At 69.2% G+C, this 18,886-nt stretch carries 16 protein-coding genes; 4 read left to right on the top strand and 12 right to left on the bottom strand.

Annotated features, from left to right (window positions below):
- The first annotated feature begins 386 nt into the window (after positions 1-386).
- Positions 387-2,405, top strand: a complete 2,019-nt coding sequence (locus EV140_RS13185) for an alpha-1,4-glucan--maltose-1-phosphate maltosyltransferase (protein WP_130284677.1) — start codon at positions 387-389, stop codon at positions 2,403-2,405.
- A complete protein-coding gene (gene glgB / locus EV140_RS13180; protein ID WP_130284676.1) occupies positions 2,405-4,597 on the top strand; it encodes a 1,4-alpha-glucan branching protein GlgB in 2,193 nt (730 codons plus the stop codon). The genes EV140_RS13185 and glgB overlap by 1 nt, the downstream gene beginning before the upstream one ends.
- Here glgB and EV140_RS13175 read toward each other — a convergent pair.
- A complete protein-coding gene (locus EV140_RS13175) occupies positions 4,594-5,604 on the bottom strand; it encodes a tetratricopeptide repeat protein (protein ID WP_130284675.1) in 1,011 nt (336 codons plus the stop codon). The genes glgB and EV140_RS13175 overlap by 4 nt on opposite strands.
- Positions 5,601-7,481, bottom strand: a complete 1,881-nt coding sequence (locus EV140_RS13170; RefSeq protein ID WP_130284674.1) for a DUF8094 domain-containing protein — start codon at positions 7,479-7,481, stop codon at positions 5,601-5,603. The genes EV140_RS13175 and EV140_RS13170 overlap by 4 nt, the downstream gene beginning before the upstream one ends.
- Before the next feature lie 305 nt (positions 7,482-7,786).
- On the opposite strand from EV140_RS13170, the gene EV140_RS13165 reads away from it, so the two are divergent.
- The gene (locus EV140_RS13165) at positions 7,787-9,970 is read left to right on the top strand and encodes a DivIVA domain-containing protein (RefSeq protein ID WP_130284673.1); all 2,184 of its coding nucleotides are present in this window, start codon (positions 7,787-7,789) and stop codon (positions 9,968-9,970) included.
- Between the two features lie 37 nt (positions 9,971-10,007).
- Complete coding sequence (locus EV140_RS13160; RefSeq protein WP_130284672.1) at positions 10,008-11,069, top strand: AI-2E family transporter; 1,062 nt, start codon at positions 10,008-10,010, stop codon at positions 11,067-11,069.
- Between the two features lie 38 nt (positions 11,070-11,107).
- On the opposite strand, the gene EV140_RS13155 is transcribed toward EV140_RS13160, so the two are convergent.
- From EV140_RS13155 to rpsB, 10 genes are all read right to left on the bottom strand, one after another.
- Positions 11,108-11,848: an alpha/beta hydrolase gene (locus tag EV140_RS13155; RefSeq protein WP_130284671.1), complete on the bottom strand. Its 741-nt coding sequence runs from the start codon at positions 11,846-11,848 to the stop codon at positions 11,108-11,110.
- An 8-nt stretch (positions 11,849-11,856) separates the two neighbouring features.
- Complete coding sequence (locus EV140_RS13150) at positions 11,857-12,159, bottom strand: hypothetical protein (RefSeq protein WP_198674454.1); 303 nt, start codon at positions 12,157-12,159, stop codon at positions 11,857-11,859.
- A gap of 9 nt (positions 12,160-12,168) precedes the next feature.
- Positions 12,169-12,768, bottom strand: coding sequence for an aggregation-promoting factor C-terminal-like domain-containing protein (locus EV140_RS13145; RefSeq protein ID WP_241971458.1), 600 nt, complete (start codon positions 12,766-12,768; stop codon positions 12,169-12,171).
- A 139-nt stretch (positions 12,769-12,907) separates the two neighbouring features.
- Positions 12,908-13,456: a DivIVA domain-containing protein gene (locus EV140_RS13140; RefSeq protein ID WP_130284670.1), complete on the bottom strand. Its 549-nt coding sequence runs from the start codon at positions 13,454-13,456 to the stop codon at positions 12,908-12,910.
- Positions 13,457-13,500: 44 nt separating this feature from the next.
- Positions 13,501-14,493 carry a phosphatidate cytidylyltransferase gene (locus EV140_RS13135; RefSeq protein ID WP_130284669.1) on the bottom strand — a complete coding sequence of 331 codons (993 nt, stop codon included), beginning with the start codon at positions 14,491-14,493 and terminating at the stop codon, positions 13,501-13,503.
- On the bottom strand, positions 14,493-15,047 hold the full coding sequence (gene frr / locus EV140_RS13130) for a ribosome recycling factor (protein WP_130284667.1): 555 nt from the start codon (positions 15,045-15,047) through the stop codon (positions 14,493-14,495). Before frr ends, EV140_RS13135 begins: the two co-directional genes overlap by 1 nt.
- Before the next feature lie 51 nt (positions 15,048-15,098).
- Positions 15,099-16,016 carry an EamA family transporter gene (locus EV140_RS13125; protein WP_130284665.1) on the bottom strand — a complete coding sequence of 306 codons (918 nt, stop codon included), beginning with the start codon at positions 16,014-16,016 and terminating at the stop codon, positions 15,099-15,101.
- A 12-nt stretch (positions 16,017-16,028) separates the two neighbouring features.
- A complete protein-coding gene (gene pyrH, locus EV140_RS13120; RefSeq protein ID WP_130284663.1) occupies positions 16,029-16,742 on the bottom strand; it encodes a UMP kinase in 714 nt (237 codons plus the stop codon).
- 117 nt (positions 16,743-16,859) lie between these two features.
- The gene (gene tsf / locus EV140_RS13115; protein WP_130284661.1) at positions 16,860-17,687 is read right to left on the bottom strand and encodes a translation elongation factor Ts; all 828 of its coding nucleotides are present in this window, start codon (positions 17,685-17,687) and stop codon (positions 16,860-16,862) included.
- 28 nt (positions 17,688-17,715) lie between these two features.
- Complete coding sequence (gene rpsB / locus EV140_RS13110) at positions 17,716-18,723, bottom strand: 30S ribosomal protein S2 (protein WP_130284659.1); 1,008 nt, start codon at positions 18,721-18,723, stop codon at positions 17,716-17,718.
- Positions 18,724-18,886: the final 163 nt, after the last annotated feature.

Raw genomic sequence — 18,886 nt, 5'->3', positions numbered from 1 at the left:
TCGACAACTACCGGCTGCGGATCCTGCTCGCCGCCGGCGGCCACAAGCCCTGGCGAACAGCCCCTACCCCCGCTTCATGACGAAGAGCCCGTTAACGCCGAACAGGACCGGCCTCGCGTTGGGGGGATTGCGAGTCACGGTCCTGGTTCACGCAGGCGCTCGGGTCGCTGCGTGAGGTTCGGGCGAATGATGCGGATTCGGGTATTCCGCCGTATTCGATTTCCGAATGTCACGTTACTCGGCTAGGTGCGCTTCGCAAGGGTAATGACAAGAATTCGCGTACCCCGGCCGGGGTACATTTTGTCCCCTCAAGTGCGGACACTCGTTCGGGGGTCGCGCCACCCCCCCCCCTCCCGGCGCCGCCGGTCGACGGGTACGGTCGAGGGGTGGCGAATGAGACGACGACCTTCACCGGACGCATCGGGCGCATCCCGATTCGACACCTGAGCCCCCAGCAGCCAGAGTTTCGCTGGCCCGCGAAAGCGTTCGTCGGCGAAGTGGTGCCGTTTGCGGCCACGATCTTCCGCGAGGGGCACGACGCCCTCGGCGCCGATCTGCTACTGACCGCACCCGACGGCACCACCACAACGCACCCCCTTGCGATCGGCGCCCCCGGCACTGACCGCTGGCACACCGAGGCTCTCGTCGACGCCGAAGGCGAGTGGCACTGGCAAGTGCGCGCCTACGGCGACGACTGGGCGACGTGGATGCACGCGGCGACCGTCAAAATCGCCGCCGGTGTCGACGTGGAGGTCATGCTGCTGGCCGGAGCCGAGCTGCTCGCGCGCGCCGGGAAGCTCGCGAAGGGCACGCCAGCACAGCGGGTGCTGTCGAGCGCGCGCACGGCGATGCTGAAGACCACCAAGTCGCCGGCCGAGCGGCTGGCCGTGGCGAGCGACCCGCGGGTGGTGCGCGCCGTGACCGACAACCGCCCGATCAGCCTCGAAACCCTCTCGGAAGTCGTGCCGCTGCGCGTCGAGCGCACGCGGGCGGGCGTCGGCGCCTGGTACGAGTTCTTCCCCCGCAGCGAGGGCGCGAAGCAGAAGAAAGACGGCTCGTGGGTGTCCGGCACCTTCCGCACGGCGCAGAAGCGCCTGCCCGCGGTCGCGAAGATGGGCTTCGAGGTGCTGTACCTGCCCCCGATTCACCCGATCGGCACGATCAACCGCAAGGGAGCGAACAACACGCTCACCCCGGGCCCGGGCGACCCCGGTAGCCCCTGGGCCATCGGCTCGGCGGCGGGTGGCCACGACGCCATTCACCCCGACCTCGGCACCGAGGCCGACTTCCGCGCGTTTGTCGCCGCAGTAAAGAAGAACAAACTCGAACTCGCCCTCGACCTCGCCCTGCAGTGCGCGCCCGACCACCCGTGGGTGACCGAGCATCCCGAATGGTTCACGACGCTGCCCGACGGGTCGATCGCCTACGCCGAGAACCCGCCGAAGAAGTACCAAGACATCTACCCGCTGAACTTCGACAACGACCCCGAGGGTCTGAGCCGCGAGATCCTGCGCATCGTCACCTACTGGATCGAGCTCGGTGTGCGCATCTTCCGGGTCGACAACCCGCACACCAAGCCGCTCAGTTTCTGGGAGTGGCTGCTCGCCGAGGTGCGCCGCGACTACCCCGACGTGGTCTTCCTCGCCGAGGCGTTCACCCGCCCGGCGATGATGCAGTCGCTCGCCGCGGTCGGCTTCCACCAGTCGTACACCTACTTCACGTGGCGCAACACGAAGCAGGAGCTCGAGGAGTACCTCACCGAGGTGTCGCAGGTCACGAGCACGCACTTCCGGCCGAACTTCTTCGTCAACACGCCCGACATCCTGACCGAGTACCTGCAGTTCGGCGGGGTTCCGGCGTACAAGATTCGCGCGGCGCTCGCCGCGACGGCGAGCCCCACCTGGGGCGTGTACGCCGGCTACGAGCTGATCGAGAACGTCGCGCGGCCGGGCAGCGAAGAGAACATCGACAACGAGAAGTACGAGTACAAGAACCGCGATTGGGCGGCCGCCGAGGCCGAGGGCAGGTCGATCGCGCCGTTCATAACCCAGTTGAACGCGATCCGGGCGGCGCATCCGGCGCTTCGTCAGTTGCGCAACCTCCGCGTCCACTGGAGCGACGACGAGGCGATCCTCATCTACTCCAAGACGATGGATGCGCGTTTCACCGGCACCGGACGTCCCGACGGTCTCATCATCGTCGCGAACGTCGACCCGCACTCGGTGCGTGAGACGACGGTGAACCTCGACCTCACGGTGCTCGGGCTCGAGCCTGGAGGGCGCTTCGACGTCACCGACCTCATCACCCAGGAGCGGTACACGTGGGGTGCCGACAACTACGTGCGGCTCGACGCGTTCCAGAACCCCGTGCACATCCTCCGCATCGACTACCCGAAGGGCGTCTGATGGCTACGAAGAAGCCGGCACCGCGCATCCCGACCCTGCACCCCGACCACCGGAAGGCGCTCGTTGAGGCGCGGCACCCGCAACCGCATGATGCACTCGGGCAGCGCGCCGTCGACGGCGGCTGGCTCGTGCGCGTGCTGCGGCCGCTGGCGGCGAGCGTCACAATCGAGCGCGCCGACGGAACACGGCACCCTCTCGAGCACGACGCCGACGGCCTCTGGCACGGCCTCCTTCCCGGCGGGCCGGCCGACGGCCAGGCCTACACAGTGCACACCACCTACGACGGCGGGCCCGATTGGCACGCCGACGACCCGTATCGCTTTGTGCCGAGCGTCGGCGAAGTCGACCTGTACCTCTGGGCAGAGGGCCGGCACGAGCAGCTGTGGCAGGTGCTCGGCGCGCACAAGAAGACCCACGAGGGCGTCGAGGGCACCGGGTTCAGCGTCTGGGCCCCGCACGCGCAGGCAGCCCGCGTCGTCGGCGACTTCAACGACTGGAACGGCGCACTGCACGCCATGCGCCGCCTCGACGACAACGGGGTGTGGGAGCTGTTCGTGCCGGGCCTCGGGGCCGGTTCGACCTACAAGTTCGAGCTGCTGGCCCCGTCGGGCGAGTGGGTGAAGCGCGCCGACCCCATGGCCCGCTACACCGAGGTGCCGCCCGCCACCGCGTCGGTCGTCGGCGACAGCACCTACAGCTGGAACGACGGCGACTGGATGGCGGCCCGCGCCGCTCGCGACCCGCACAACGGCCCCATGAGCGTGTACGAGCTGCACCTCGGATCGTGGAAGCCGGGGCTCGGGTACCGCGACATCGCCGACCCGCTGATCGAGTACCTCGAGCACACCGGATTCACGCACGTCGAGTTCCTGCCGCTCGCCGAGCACCCGTATGGCCCGAGCTGGGGCTATCAGGTGACCGGCTACTTCGCCCCCACCTCGCGCTTTGGTCACCCCGACGACCTGCGGTACCTCATCGACCGGCTGCACCAGGCCGGCATCGGCGTGATCATGGACTGGGTGCCCGCCCACTTCCCGAAAGACGAGTGGGCACTCGGCCGATTCGACGGCGTCGCGCTGTACGAGCATCCCGACCCGCGGCGCGGCGAGCACCCCGACTGGGGCACCTACATTTTCGACTTCGGCCGCAGCCAGGTGCGCAACTTCCTCGTCGCGAACGCGCTGTACTGGCTGGAGGAGTTCCACATCGACGGCCTGCGCGTCGACGCCGTGGCGAGCATGCTGTACCTCGACTACTCACGCGCGGAGGGTCAGTGGCTGCCGAACCAGCACGGCGGCCGCGAAAACCTCGAGGCGATCGCGTTCCTCCAGGAGGCGACCGCGACGGCCTACAAACGCCAGCCCGGCATCATCATGATCGCCGAAGAGTCGACCTCGTACCCCGGCGTGAGCCGCCCCACCGATGCGGGCGGTCTCGGCTTCGGCATGAAGTGGAACATGGGCTGGATGCACGACACCCTGTCGTACTTCCAGCGCAACCCCATGTGGCGCTCGCACCACCACGGCGAGATCACCTTCAGCTTCCTGTACGCGTTCAGCGAGAACTTCATGCTGCCGATCAGCCACGACGAGGTCGTGCACGGCAAGGGTTCCCTGCTGCACAAGATGCCCGGCGACCAGTGGCAGAAGCTCGCCAACGTGCGCGCCTACCTGTCGTTCATGTGGGCGCACCCCGGCAAGCAGCTGCTGTTCATGGGTCAAGAGTTCGGCCAGCCGAGCGAGTGGAGCGAAGAGCGCGGCCTCGACTGGTGGATCCTCGACCAGCCCGTGCATCAGGGGCTCCTGAGCCTCGTGCGGCAGCTGAACCGCGTCTACCGCGACTCGCCGTCGCTCTGGCAGCGGGACAACACGCCCGACGGTTTCGAGTGGCTGGAGGGCGGCGACGCGGGCAACAACGTGATTGCGTTCCTGCGCCGCGGTGATGGCGACGAGCCGCCGACGGTGTGCGCGTTCAACTTCAGCGGCAACCCGGTCGGCCCGTACCGCCTGCCGCTGCCGCACGCGGGCCGCTGGCGCGAGGTCGTCAACACCGACGCGACCGACTACGGCGGTTCCGGAGTCGGCAACCTCGGCGCGGTCGAGGGCGACGACACCCCGTGGGGCGGCCACCCCGCCTCGGTCGAGCTGACCCTCCCCCCGCTCGCGGGGCTCTGGCTACAGCCCGAAGGCTAGTAGAGAAGGTTGGTGAGCTGACGCCGCGCGGCGACAACGCGTGGATCGTCGGCGCCGACCAGCTGAAAGTAGTCGAGCATGCGCGTGCGCACGGCCGCCTTGCCGTCGGCATCGAGCCGGGGGAAGACGGTCAGCAGGCGCGCGAACGCGTCCTCCACGTGACCGCCGCTGACATCCAGGTCGGCGATCGCCAACTGCGCGTCCGCGCTGTCGGGATGCTCGGCAGCGGCACTGCGGACCGCCGCCGCGTCCGCGCCCTCCAGCCGCTTCAGGAGCGACACCTGCGCGAGCCCGGCGACGGCGTCGTCATCGCGGGGATTCTGGGCGATCGCCGTCTCGAAGGCGGTGATCGCCGCATCCAGGTCGCCGCGCGCGACGGCGTCGTAGGCCTCCTGGTGGAGCGGCGGCAGAGGCTGCTCCACGGGCTCTGCGTCGGCGCCCTCGGCGCCAGTCTCCGTTGCCCCGCCGATGGTGCCGGTCAGCCCGTTCTGGGAGGCCAGCTCGAGCACCTGCTCGAACACTCCGCGCACCTCGTCCTCGGCGGCCATACCCACGAACAGCGGCACGGGGCGTCCGCCGATGAGAGCCACCACCGCCGGCACCTGGGTGATCTGGAACGCCTGGGCGACCTGCGGCGAGCGGTTGCCGTCGACGGTGATCAGTGCGAGGCGGCCGCCGTAGCTCTCGACGATGGCCGGGAGGAGGGGCTCGATGCCGCCGCCGTAGAACTCGACGATCACCGGCACGGTGCGCGACAGCTCGACGGCGTGGCCGAAGCTCTGGTCGTCGGCCTCCGACACGATGGGTGCCGAGACGGCGGGTGCGGCCGCACCGTCGCCACCGGGTGCCGAACCCGAGGCTCCCGGACCGGCGGGGCTCCCCGGCGCCGAACCGCCGGGTGCGGGCGCGGCTGGGCGGGCTGCAGGCGGCTGCTGCGCCTGCCGCACGAGCGACGACAGGTCAACGGCGCCGCGCAGGCTGGCCGGATTCAACGACGCGTCGGTCACGATACCTCCGAAGCTGAAATGAGTCCCTGGGTGTAGCCGAGCAAGAGAACGGGGGCGTCGCTGCCGAGCGGCGGCACGTAGAACAGCAGCTGCACGCCGTAGCGGGCCACGATGCCGTTCGTGCTTTGCTCGACGCCCGACAGCGCCTGGACGGCACCGCTGGCATTGACGGCAGCGCCATCCTGAATCGGGGTGACCGTCTCGGTTTCGATGATGTACGCCGTGACGAAACCGCCGGTGTCCTCCGTCGCGAGAACGATCGTCTCCCCCTCGCCGAGCGCATTGGAGAACGAGATCTCCGCCGTCTCCGGCAGCGAGGCGGCCCGCTCGGCCTTGGCCGTGGCGCCGATCTGGTCAATAAGTACGTCACTCTCGAGGTCGAACAGAGCAGCCCCTTCGCTCTCCGTTCCCGCGAGCAGGACTTCGGCATAGGCCGGAGCGAGTTCTTGCGGCACGACCGACAACAGCGGGGTGTCGGCCGGAAGTCTCGCGGTGCCGAGACTCGCCGGAGGACTGTTGGGGAACGGGTTCGCTGGCACCACCGTGAGCGCGTAGTGCACCTTGTACTGGCTGCGCGGGTCCTCCTGGATGAGCACCATGGCGAGCGGCGGCAGCGTCTCGTCCTCGGCGTCCTCCACCACGGCGAACACCGTGCGCGGCCAGATGTCGGTCTGCTGCGGCAGGGCGACGCGGACGTTGCCGACCGGGATGGCGGGAAGAGCGCCCAACTCAGAGTCCTGCGCGCGAATGGCATAACTCGCCTGGCGCAGCTCCAGCGCCGGGCCCGCCATGCGCGTCGCGGCGAGGTCAGCGTCGAGGTCGCTGTCGGCCTGCGCGATCCGGTCGCCGATGCGGGCGACGATGCGCTCCAACTGACGCTCGTTGACGGCGATCGGCGGGGTCACCAGCTCCTCGCTCGGTTCACTGGCCGACGGACTGGGGCTCGGCCCGAACGTCATGACACCGTCGGCCGTGCAGGCACCGAGCGTCAGGGCCGTGCCGAGGGCCAAAGCCGGAACGACCATGCCCCGGCCGATCGCGCGGCGACCCTTGGGGCGCGCGATCGCCGCCCGCGGGCGGGTGGGGCGATAACGCGAAGGGCGGGGCACCTTCGGCATGCGGGGCGTCTTGCGGCGCGGGCCGCGCTGGCGGCGCCAGTGGAACAGCCCCCACAAGAGGGCGATGAAGCCGAGCACCATGAAGGCGATGCCGGCGAGGATCAGCCACCCCGAATACGGCGTCGACGAGTCGAGTGGCCAGGTCACCGTGTAGCCCTGCGGGGCCGGCAGCGTGCCGTCAGACACGACGAGAAGCGACACGTCGGCCGGCACGTTCAGCGTGAGACCGAGGTCACCCTCGCCCTCGAACTCCCCGAACCAGAGGTCGCTTCCCAGCGGAGACGGTACCTGCGATTCGGTGCCGCGCACCGCTTGCGCCACGAGCTCGCCCGTCTCCGCGTCGAGCGTGATGAGCGTGTACGGGGCCTGCCCCACCCAGCCGAGCACGTCGACAGTGCGACCGTAGGTCACGGCAACGGCATCGGTCTGCGTCACCACGTCGGCGGCGTCACCCTCGGCAGCCTCGCCCTCAGTCGCCTCGCCCTCGGTGGCCTCGCCCTCGGTCGCGTCGCCGTCCGTCGGGTCCGCGGGAGCAGCATCCGTTTCGGGCGCCTCGACACCGCCAGCGATCGTGATTGTCTGGCTGCCCTCGTAGGCGTTCAAGGCGGCACCGTCGATCACGGTGATCGGCGCCGTCGACGACAGCTGCAACTCGGAGGTCACCGCGTCGGGCGGGGCCAAAACGGTGCGCTGAGCGAGTCCGAGGCCGCCGCTCGCGAGAGCGACGACGAACAGCACGATGGCGACAAGAAATCGCACGGGCTTCTCCTTTCCGGCCGACCCGGCGCGCAGAGTGCTGCGCGGCCCGAGGCCGTGAACACTGCGGCGGGACCGCGAAAACGTGGGGTACCGGCGGTGCGCGTCATCGGGCGGTCGCCCCGGTGGTCGGGGCGGGCCAGCAGAACAAAGACAATCCAGAATAGCGGATGCGCGCCTCGGCGTCCCTGACCGGCCCCCTCGTCACACCATTCACGCGTGTTCTCCAACGACTGTCGGCCCATACGAGGGCGCACGGATCGTTACACTCGGATGGTTGAGCCGCCGACACCGGGAGACGACCACACGTGGCAGCGAATGACGCGACCTTCGGCACCGAGATGCGCGGATACAAGCGTGATGAGGTCGACCGCGCCCTGCAAGAGCTGCGACGCGAGCTCATCCAGTCGAACACCGAGCGCGCCGAATCCGCGAAAGAGCTGAAGCGCCTGCAGGCGGTCATCGAAGATCTGCAGGAAGAACTCGACGAGGTCGGCCGACCCACGTACGCCGGTCTCGGCTCCAAGCTTGAGCAGACTCTTCGTGTCGCCGAAGAGCAGTCGACCCGGCTCATCAGTCAGGCCGACATCGACGCCGATCGCGTTCGAAACGAGGCCCGCGCCGAGGCCGAGACGCTGCACCAGGAGACCACGGCGCGAGTCGAGAAGCTCGTCAACGACGCCACCCATCGTGCCCAAGAGGCGATCGACGCGGCGACCCGCGACGCGCAGGCCCTGCGCGATCAAGCCGAATCGGACGCAGCCACCCTGCGAGCGGAGGCCGAGCGCGAGGCCGCAGCGATTCGCGGCGCCGTCGCCACGGAGGCGGCCGAGACGCGCACGACCGCGAAGCGCGAGGCGGCAGCCCTGCGCGCCGAAGCGGAACGTGAGATCGCCGAGTTGCGGGTCGTGGCCGACCGCGACGCCGCCGAGGCCCGCGAAGCCGCCGCGGCGCTCGCCCGCGACACCGAGCGCCTACGCGCCGAGTTCGAGAGCGAGTCGACCGCGCAGCGCGAGCAGCTCGACGCCGACCTCGCCGCGAAGCGCGCCGAGTACGAGTCCGAGGTTGTCGGCGAGCGGGAACGCGTGCTCGCTGAGCTCGAGGAGCGGCGCACGTCGTGGGAGGCCGAGGAGCAGCGCCGCCGCGCCGCCGTCGACGCGCTCGAGACACGCTCCCGCGCCGCCCTCGACACCGAACTAACGGATGCACGCGCCCGGCTCGAGCAGGAGCTGGCCGCCGCGCGCGCCGACCTCGCCCAGGAGTCTGGGCGCACTCGCGCCGAACTCGCGACCGAAGTCTCGACGACGCGCGCCGACCTCGACCGCCAGGTGGCGGAGACGCGGGCCGACCTGGAACGCGAGCAGAGCGAGGCCCGCGCGAGCCTCGAGCGCGAACTGGCCGAGGCGCGCAGTGCCCTGGCCACCGAACTCGCGGAGGCGCGCGCCGGGCTCGACCGCGAAGCCGCCGACGCCCGCGCCGTGCTGGAGCAGGAACTCGCCCGGGCCCGCGCCGAGCTCGAGCAAGAGCTCAGCCGCGCGCGAACCGAACTCGACCAAGAGCTGGCCGCCGCTCGCGCCGAAGCGAAACGCCAACTCGCCGAAAGCCGCGCCACCGTCGATCGTGAGAACAGCGAGCGGCGTGCTGCGCTCGAGCAGGACATCGCCGCCGCTCGTGCCGACCTTGAGCGCGACGTTACCGCCGCCCGCGCCGACCTCGAACGAGAACTTTCGAGCGCCCGCGCCGAGCTCGACCGCGAGGTCAGCGAGCGCAGGGCCGACACCGATCGATACGTCACCGCGACCCGCGCGCAGGTGGACGCCGACATCGAGGCCGCCCGTGCACGGCTCGCTGACGAGCAGACCACGGGGCGGGAGGCACTCGACCGCGAACTGTCGGCGGCCCGCCTCGACGCCGAGCGCGAACTCGACGCCGAGCGCTCACGTCGCCTGCACGAGCTGGAGACCGAGCGGATCAGCCTCACCGACCAGCTGGCAAAGCTGCGGGCGCAACTCACGCACGAGGCGGAAGAACAGTCGGCACGGCTCGCGCGCGAGGCCGAGCAGGCCCGCGTCGACCTCGACGTGGAGCTATCGGCGCGCCGAGACGACGCCGAGAAGGAATACCTCTCGCGCCAACAGGAGGCTGTGGCGCAGACGAAGAAGTACCTCGACGAGGCCACGGCCGAACTCACGGCGGCGCAGGCCCGCGCCGCAGAGGCGCGGAAACTCGCGGCCGAACTCGATGCGAACGCCGCGCGCGAGGCCGACGAGCGCCGCGCGGCCGCCGACGCCACCGCGCGGGAGGTGCTCGAGAATGCCGAGCGCCGCGCGGCAGCGATGATCGCCGACGCCGAGAAGCGCACGGCCGAACTCGTCGCCGACGCCGAGGAGCGCCTCGCCCGGATCCGCGTCGAGCGTGACGCCGTGGCTGGCTACTTTGAGGGCATGCGCGGAGTACTGTCGCACGCAGAGAAGCTCGCCGGGTCGGACTGAGTCGCGCGGCGCGCGACGAGAGAGTGCGAGGTAGCCGGTGAAGATCCACAGCGCGTTCCGCGTCGGCCTGCTGGGCGGGCTCGGAGTGCTGGTCGCACTGTTCATCGGTGGCGCGTTCGTCTCGCTCGCGACGATCATCACCTACATCGGCGCAGCGATTTTCCTCGCGCTCGGGCTCGACCCGCTCATCACGTGGCTCGAGAAGCGGGGCTGGCCCCGGTGGTCGGCGATCGTCACGGTGCTCACCGGTGTCGTCGCCCTCTTCACGGGACTCGTGTTTGCGCTCGTGCCCGTCATCGTCGAACAAACCGATCGCCTCATCACCCAGATCACGCGGTACCTGCAATCGATCGAGAGTCTCGACGAGTTCTTCGACAACGCGCAGAGCTTCATCCCGGTCGAGATCCTGAACGTCCGACAGTCAGCCGAATCAGCGCTCGCCTTCCTCAGCGATCCGGCGAACCTCGCCGAAATTGGCGGCGGAGTGCTGTCGGCGGGAATCGGCATCGCTGCGGGCCTCTTCGGCGGGCTGATCATCCTGATCTTGACGCTGTTTTTTGCCTCATCCTTGAACTCGATCAAGGCGGCGCTCTATCGACTGGTGCCAGCCTCGAAGCGCGAGGGGTTCATCCGCATCGCCGAGCAGGTGTCGATGGCTGTCGGCCGCTACGTCGTCGGCCAGGTGACGCTCGCGCTGTGCAACGGCATCCTGAGTTTCGCGTTCTTGAGCATCATCGGCGCGCAGTATCCGGCGTTATTCGCGTTCGTCGCGTTCCTGTTCTCGCTGGTGCCCCTCGTCGGAACGATTACGGGCTCCACGATCATCGTGCTCACGCAGTGGCTCGTGAACCCCGAGTCGATCTCGACGGTGATCGTCGCCGCGATCTACTACCTCATCTACATGCAGGTCGAGGCATACCTCTTGGCGCCCAACATCATGCGCCGCGCCGTGCGCGTTCCCGGGGTCGTCGTCGTCATCGCCGCCTTGTCGGGAGGCACGCTGCTCGGCGTTCTCGGTGCCCTCATCGCGATTCCGGTCGCCGCGTCCGTGCTGATCATCATCGACCAGGTGATCGTTCCCCGGCAGGAGGCGGCCTAGCTGCCGTTCGTCACGCCGCTTGTCGGCGGCCCGAAGCACTAGGCGGGCCAGCGCGTCGGTAACGGCAGCACGGCGGGGTTCAGCCGCGCCACGATCTCGCTCAGCACGCGGTACGTCTGGTTCTCGCCGACCCAGAGGTGCTTGCCGCCCTCGACCGCGACGAAGTCGAGCTCCGGCACGGACGAGAAGCGCTCACGCGCCTCCGCGGGGCGCAGGTAGTCATCGAGTTCGGGAATCACAGCAACGAGACGCTTCCCGCTGTCGGCCCAGGCGGCGACCTCGTCCTCGCTCGTGCGGTGCAGCGGCGGCGAAAGCAGAATCGCTCCCACAACGTCGTGGGCGAGACCGTGCTTGAGGGCGACCTCGGTACCAAAAGACCAGCCCAGCAGCCACGGGTTCGGCAGCAACCGCGCGGCGGCGAACGCGACGGCGGCCGCGAGGTCGTGCCGCTCGAGGTCGCCGTGGCCGAATTCGCCGTCGGACGTACCTCGGGGCGACGTCACGCCGCGGAAGTTGAATCGCAGCACCGCGAGGTCGGCGAGGGCGGGAAGGCGGGCAGCGGCCTTGCGAATGATGTGCGAGTCCATGAACCCGCCCGCCGTCGGAAGCGGATGCAGGCACACGAGCGTCGCGACCGGGTCGCCGTGTTCGGGCAGGCTCAGTTCGCCGACCAGCGTCAGCCCGTCGGCCGTCGTCAGCTCGATGTTCTCGCGGCGGGCGGGCAGCAGGGTGCTGCCGCGGATTTCGTCACCCTCGGTCGTCGCCTGGTCGTTGTGCATGGGGCCTTTCACGGTTCGATGCGCCAACAGCGCGTGTGCCAGTGTCGACGCTCAAACAGCGCCGCGTCGTCGCCGAGGAAGTGGTCGGTGCGCCAGACCACCACGTGGGCGACGCCCGAGGCAATCGTGCCGCCGCAGCCGGGGCAGGTGTAGACCTTCTCGGCCGATGCGGCGCCCGAGGGCTGCACCATCCAGGTACCCGAGCGCTTCTGCTCGGTGCGCTTCATGCCCGCGGTGATGCGCGCGAGATCCAGCGGCTCGGGGTCTGCCTGTGCCCCGTGCCGCCGCCGTGACCGGTTACTGCGCGGCACGGCGGTGGCCTAGTACCAGCCGACCTGCTGGCTGTGGCCCCAGGCGCCGCAGGGGCTGCCGTAGCGACCCTGGATGTAGTTCAGGCCCCACGTGATCTGGGTGGCCGGGTTCGTCTGCCAGTCGGCGCCGGCCGTCGCCATCTTGTTGCCGGGCAGCGACTGCGGAATTCCGTAGGCGCCCGAATACGGGTTCATGGCGTAGACGTTCCAGCCAGACTCTTTGTTCCACAGCGCGACGAGGCAGTCGAACTCACCGGCACCCCATCCGCGTGCGGCAACCATGTCGGCCGCGATGGCCTGAGCGGTGCCGGGGTCGGGCGTGCCGGCCGGCGGTGCGAAGCCGCTCGCAGCGGCCGGGGCGGGCGCCGGCTCGGGTTCGGGCTCGATGATCTCGTACGACGCCGTTTCGACTCCGTGCTCAACGTCGCCCTCGACCGCGAACTGCTGCACGGGCGCGCGCTCAGCCGGGGCGTAGGTTTCGACGTCGGCCGCGGCACCGGAGGTGGGGTCGATTACCGACACCATGACGAACGAGAGCGTCGCGAGGAAGGAGAAAACCGGGAGGGTCCAGGTGCGGCGCACGTGGCGTTCCGGAGTCGGAACCCGCACCACGACATCCGCACGCGGGGTACGGCGAATACCGCTCGAACCCGCCCAGGAGGACGCGGACGAGCGCGTCACTGTCGCTGAATGTCTCCCCACGAGAGCAAGAGTCTAGCCCACGAGTGCTGATCTGGCAGGGTCGGGGTCAGCGCACGGCGAGCATGACGCGAATAACGGTGTCGAGCACGAGGTCGACCTGACGCTCGTCGTAGCCGCCAAACCCCGGGCGGAAGGCGATCGTGCGCACCGTGTGCACCGGCACCGATTCGCCTCGCTGAAAGTACCCTGACAGTCGATCGCAGAGCGCGTCCACATCACTCGGCCGGTACCCCCGCGTCAGCGGGCTCACACGGCGGAAGCGCTGCCCCTCCGGTCGGGCAAGCCGGTCGACGATCTCCTGGGCGGCCGCACGTACTTCCGCGTAGTAAGCAGCCTCGCCCTGTGCGGCGATGGCCTGCTCGCGCTCACGGGCGGCGAAGGCCTCCTCGAGCCGCTCAAGAGCCTGGTCGACCCGCGTCGCCGCGTATCCGCCGCGTCGCACGACTCGAAATGCCGCCCCGCGAATCGCGTCGCTCGACAGCGAGGTGCTGGCCGGGTCGGCGTACGCGGCTCGGGCCTCGGCGAGGAACGCGTCGACGTGCTCAGCGTCGTACGCCGGCTCGCCGCGACGCGCGAGCGGAAATGTGGTCGTCACGTTCTCATTCTGCCGCGCGCGCCGGCGGGGCCCCACCGCGTCGCTCACGAGCCACCGAAGGCGAGGAACACGAGGTACGCGGCGATAGTCGACGGCAGGATCGAATCAAGGCGATCAAGGAAGCCGCCGTGCCCGGGTAGCCAGGTCGAGATGTCCTTGATGCCGAGGTCGCGCTTCAACAGCGACTCCGTCAGGTCGCCGACCGTCGCGGTGACAATCATCGCGCCGGCGAGGACCAACCCGACCCACCACGCTTCGCCCAGCATGAAGATCGCGAGCAGCACCCCGGCCAGCAGAGCGACCGCGACGGCGCCGGCGAACCCCTCCCAGGTCTTCTTGGGGCTGATTTTGGGGGCCATGGGCGTCTTGCCGAACGACAGCCCGCTCACGTAGGCCCCGATATCGATGCAGATCACGATGATCAGGTAGGCGAGGGTCCACCACTCGCCGCCCTCGGCCGCGGTCATAACCACGGCGAAGCCTCCGAGCAGGGCCACGTAGGCGAGCACGAAGATGCCGGCAGCGAGATCGGTCGACAGCGACACCGCCGGGTCATTCCGCAGCGACGGGCGCAGCTGCTCGACGAGGCGCCACACCGTGACGAACGCCGCCCCCGCGAGGAACGCCCACCAGAGTCCCGCTGCGCCGAAATAATACGCGGGTGCGATGACGCCCACCGACGCGATGACGACAGGGATGCGCGGCACATCACGGCCCGCGAAGCGCAGGGCGCTGGCGAGCTCGTACGAGGTGAAGACGACAAGCGCCGCGCCGAACAGCATGAACAGCTCAGTGACGAAGATCAGGCTGAACAGCAGGGCGAAGCCGAGCACCAAGCCGAAGAAGAGGGCTTTGGGGAGGTTGCGTCCGACGCGCTTCTCGATGCGTGCATCCATTTCGCGGGCGCGCGCTTCGATGTCGTGGATGCGCTCCTCAACCTCGTGAATGCGACCCTCGACTTCGCCGCGGGCCGTGCGCGCCGTACGCCGGATGCGATCCGTCGCCGTCGACGCCTCGTCGTTTCTGCCGTCGGCCATCAGACCTCGAGCAGCTCGGCTTCCTTCTTCTTCAGCGCCTCGTCGGCCGCCTCGACGTGCTTCTTGGTGATCGCCTCGAGCTCTTTCTCGGCGCGTGCGACCTCGTCGTCGCCGACCTCGCTCTTCAGCGCGTCGAGGTCGTCCTTCGCCTTGCGGCGGATGTTGCGGATCGCGACCTTGCAGTCTTCGGCCTTGCCCTTGACGATCTTCACGTATTCCTTGCGCCGGTCTTCGGTGAGCTCGGGCATCGTCACGCGGATGATCTCGCCGTCGTTGTTCGGCGTCGCCCCGAGGTTCGGGAAGTTGACGATCGCCTTCTCGATCTCTTTCAGAGCGCTCTTGTCGTACGGCGTGATGATGAGCACGCGCGCCTCGGGGTTCTGCAGGCTCGCGAGCTGCGCGAGGGGCGTCGGCGTGCCGTAGTACTCGACGAGGATCTTCTGGAATAGCTGCGGGTTCGCGCGGCCCGTGCGGACGGTTGCGAAGTCCTCCTTCGCCACGTCGACGGCCTTGGTCATCTTCTCGGCGGCTTCCGCCAGTACATCCGCGATCACGCGCACCACTCCTCGGTTCAGGTCGCCATCGAGTCTAGTGGGCGGCACCCGTCAGACAGCGAGGAGCGCGACGCCGGCCAGCACGACCACCGCGCCCGCGAGCCGCCTCGCCGGGTGCGGCTCGCGAAACAGCAGCCAGCCGGCGAGCGCGATGAGCACGACGCTGAGCTCGCGGGCGGGGGCCACCACCGAGACGGGCGCAAAGCCGTAGGCGGTGAGGATTGCCAGGTACGACGCGGTCGACAGCACGCCGACGGCGACCGCGACCGGGAGGTGGCGTCGCGCCTCCTCCCGCAGGATGCGCGGGGCGGGTGTCCGGCGCAGCGCGAGTGCCGTGAGCATGAGCGTCTGCAGGGCGAGGCTCGCCCAGAAGTGGCCGAGCGGGCTGAGGCCCGCGCCGGTCACGGCGGCGGCGTCCCAGAGCGTGTAGCCGGCGATGGAGACCCCGACGGCCGATCCGTAGATGACCCCACGACGGAGCCGAGCAGCGGCATCGTGGGCTGCTGCTCCTGCGCCAACCCGCTCGGTGGAGCCACCGGCACCCTGCGCACCCGGGCGCGCCGACGCGGTTCCGATCACGACGACACCGGCCACGACGAGCGCTGCCCCGGTGAGCGTGACAATCACCGGCCGCTCGCCGAGCAGCAAAACGGCCCCCGCCACCGAGAGCAGCGGCCCGGTGCCGCGCGCGAGCGGGTACACGACGCCGACGTCGGCGACGCGATATCCGCGCTGCAGAAGCAGCATGTACGCCGTGTGAAACGCGGCGCTCACAAGAGCCCACCCCAGCCACGAAGCGGGCGGCTGAGTCGCCACCAGCAGCGGTATCGCGAATGGCGCGGCGAGCACCGTCGCCGATCCGGCGACGAGCGCGAAAAACACGGGCCCGGATGCGCCCTGGCGCTTCACGAGGACGTTCCACGCCGCGTGCGCGACCGCCGCGAACAGAATGAGCAGCGCCGCGGTCACGGGCGGCGCGCTCTAGCGCGTGACGCGGGTGCCGAGGGCCTCGCCGCGGATCGCCTTCGCGATGTTGCCGCCGGGTTCCATGCCGAAGACGACCATGGGCATCCCGTTGTCCATGCAAAGGCTGAACGCGGTCGAGTCGACAACCTTGAGGCCGTTCACAAGCGCGTCCTGGTAGGTGATCTCATCGAGCTTGTGAGCGTCGGGGTTCGTGCGCGGGTCATCGCTGTAAACGCCGTCGACGCCATTCTTCGCCACGAGAACCTCATCGGCCTTGATCTCGAGCGCGCGCTGCGCGGCGACCGTGTCGGTCGAGAAGTAGGGAAGGCCAGCACCGGCGCCGAACACCACGACGCGCCCCTTCTCAAGGTGACGCACGGCGCGCAATGGAATGTACGGTTCGGCGACCTGGGTCATCTGGATCGCCGACTGCACGCGAACGTCGGCGCCCGCCTGCTCGAGGAAGTCTTGCAGGGCGAGGGCGTTCATGACGGTGCCGAGCATCCCCATATAGTCGGCGCGACCGCGCTCCATGCCGCGCTGGCTGAGTTCCGCACCGCGGAAGAAGTTGCCGCCACCGACGACGATCGCCACCTCCACGCCGCTCGCCGCGGCCTCGGCGATCTCGCGGGCGATTCCGCTCACGATGTCGGGGTTGACGCCGAGCGCTCCCCCTCCAAACGCTTCACCAGAGAGCTTCAACAGGACGCGGCGGCGGGATGCGGACACAGGGCTCCTTGAGGGATGTCGCGGTGGTCGTACGGATCAGGCTAGCGGTCTGCTCGGCGCAGAAAGAAGGGGTCCGATCCGCAACGAGTTGCGGACCGGACCCCGAAGCGGCACGGCTTAGGCGCCGACCTTGAAGCGGGCGAAGCCGGTCACGGTGAGACCGGCGTCCTTCAGCACCTGCGACACCGAGAGCTTGTTGTCGCGGGCGTAGTCCTGCTCGAGCAGGGCCACCTGCTTGAAGAAGGCGCCGACGCGACCCTCGACGATCTTCGGCAGGGCGGCCTCGGGCTTGCCCTCGTTGCGCGAGATCTCTTCGACGATGCGGCGCTCGTTGTCGACCGTCTCGGCCGGAACGTCGTCGCGGCTCAGGTACTGCGGGTCGGCGAACGAGATGTGCTGCGCGATGCTGCGCGCGGTCTCGGCGTCGTCACCGGTGTAGGCCACGACCACACCGACCTGCGGGGGCAGGTCCTTGTTGGTGCGGTGCAGGTACACGGCGAAGTTGTCGCCCGTGAGGCGAGCGACGCGACGCAGCTCCATCTTCTCGCCAATGATCGCGGCTTCGCCGTCGATCAGTTCGGCGACGGTGCCACCCTCAGCGGGGGCGGCGAGGCCCTCCTCGGCGGTCGAGGCGCCCGCGGCGGCAACCGCGGCGAGGACCTTGTCACCGAGTGCGACGAACTTGTCGCCCTTGGCGACGAAGTCGGTCTCGCAGGCGAGCTCGATCATGGTGACCGCGCCGTCGCCCTCGTGGGCGGCGATGAGGCCCTCGCTCGTCGAGCGGTCGGCGCGCTTGGCGTTGCCCTTCGCGCCCTTCAGACGGAGGATCTCGGTTGCCTTGGCGATGTCGCCGTCGGCCTCCACGAGAGCGTTCTTCGTGTCGACCATGCCGGTCCCGAGCTGTTCGCGCAGGGCCTTGATGTCGGCCAGGCTCACGTTAGCCATGGAATGTGTCTCCTAAAGGGGTCGGTCGTTACTCGGACTCGGGCGCCGCGTCCGAAGCGTCAGCCTCGGTCGTCTTTGCGGCAGCCTTCTTCGCGGGGGCCTTCTTCGCCGGAGCCTTCTTGGCGGGCTTCTCGGCGGGGGCCTCCTCAGCGGCGGGGGCTTCCTCAACGGCAGCCTCTTCGGCGGGGGCTTCCTCAGCAGCCGGGGCTTCCGCAGCAGCGTGTGCCTCCTCGGCGGCGGGCTTCTCGGCCGCGGCGGCCTCGTCAGCCTGGCCGGCCTCGAGCAGCTCGCGCTCCCACTCGGCCATCGGCTCGACGGCCGACACGTTGCCCTCGGCCTCGGGCGCCTGGTGGCGCTGGATGAGGCCCTCGGCGGCGGCGTCGGCGATGATGCGCGTCAGCAGCGCGACCGAGCGGATCGCGTCGTCGTTACCCGGAATCGGGTAGGCGAGCTCGTCGGGGTCGGCGTTCGTGTCAAGGATGCCGATCACGGGGATGCCAAGCTTCTTGGCCTCGTCAACGGCGAGGTGCTCGCGCTTGGGGTCGACAACCCAGATGGCGCTCGGGGTCTTGGTGAGGTTGCGGATACCGCCGAGCGACTTGTGCAGCTTGTCGAGCTCGCGCTTCTTGATCAAGAGCTCCTTCTTGGTGAAGCCCTTGGTCGTGTCGTCGAAGTCGATCTCTTCCAGCTCCTTCATGCGCTGCAGGCGCTTGGAGACGGTCTGGAAGTTGGTGAGGAGGCCACCCAGCCAGCGCTGGTTGACGTAGGGCTGGCCGACGCGGGTCGCCTGCTCGGCAATCGACTCCTGCGCCTGCTTCTTCGTGCCGACGAAGAGGATCGTGCCGCCGTGGGCGACGGTCTGCTTGGCGAAGTCGTAGGCCTTGTCGATGTAGGCGAGCGACTGCTGCAGGTCGATGATGTGGATGCCCGAGCGCTCGGTCAGGATGAAGCGCTTGACTTTCGGGTTCCAGCGGCGGGTCTGGTGCCCGAAGTGCACGCCGCTGTCGAGCAGCTGGCGAATGGTGACGACGGCCATGGCCGTACTCCTTCTGTGTTCTCAGTTGTCGCCCCGAGCCGGTCGGTCGGGGCCCTGGTGCCCGGGCGCTGTCCCCACCCGCACGGGTGTTGCCCGGTTTCCCGGGCGGTGCAGGACTGATGGGGATGTGCGCCGCATTCGGACACGCGAAGTCAGCCGCCGA

This window comes from Microcella alkaliphila (genome assembly GCF_004216855.1).
In the GTDB taxonomy this organism is placed as follows: domain Bacteria; phylum Actinomycetota; class Actinomycetes; order Actinomycetales; family Microbacteriaceae; genus Microcella; species Microcella alkaliphila.
Note: the sequence above shows the minus strand (reverse complement) of the source record. Positions and strands in the feature narration are given on the sequence as shown.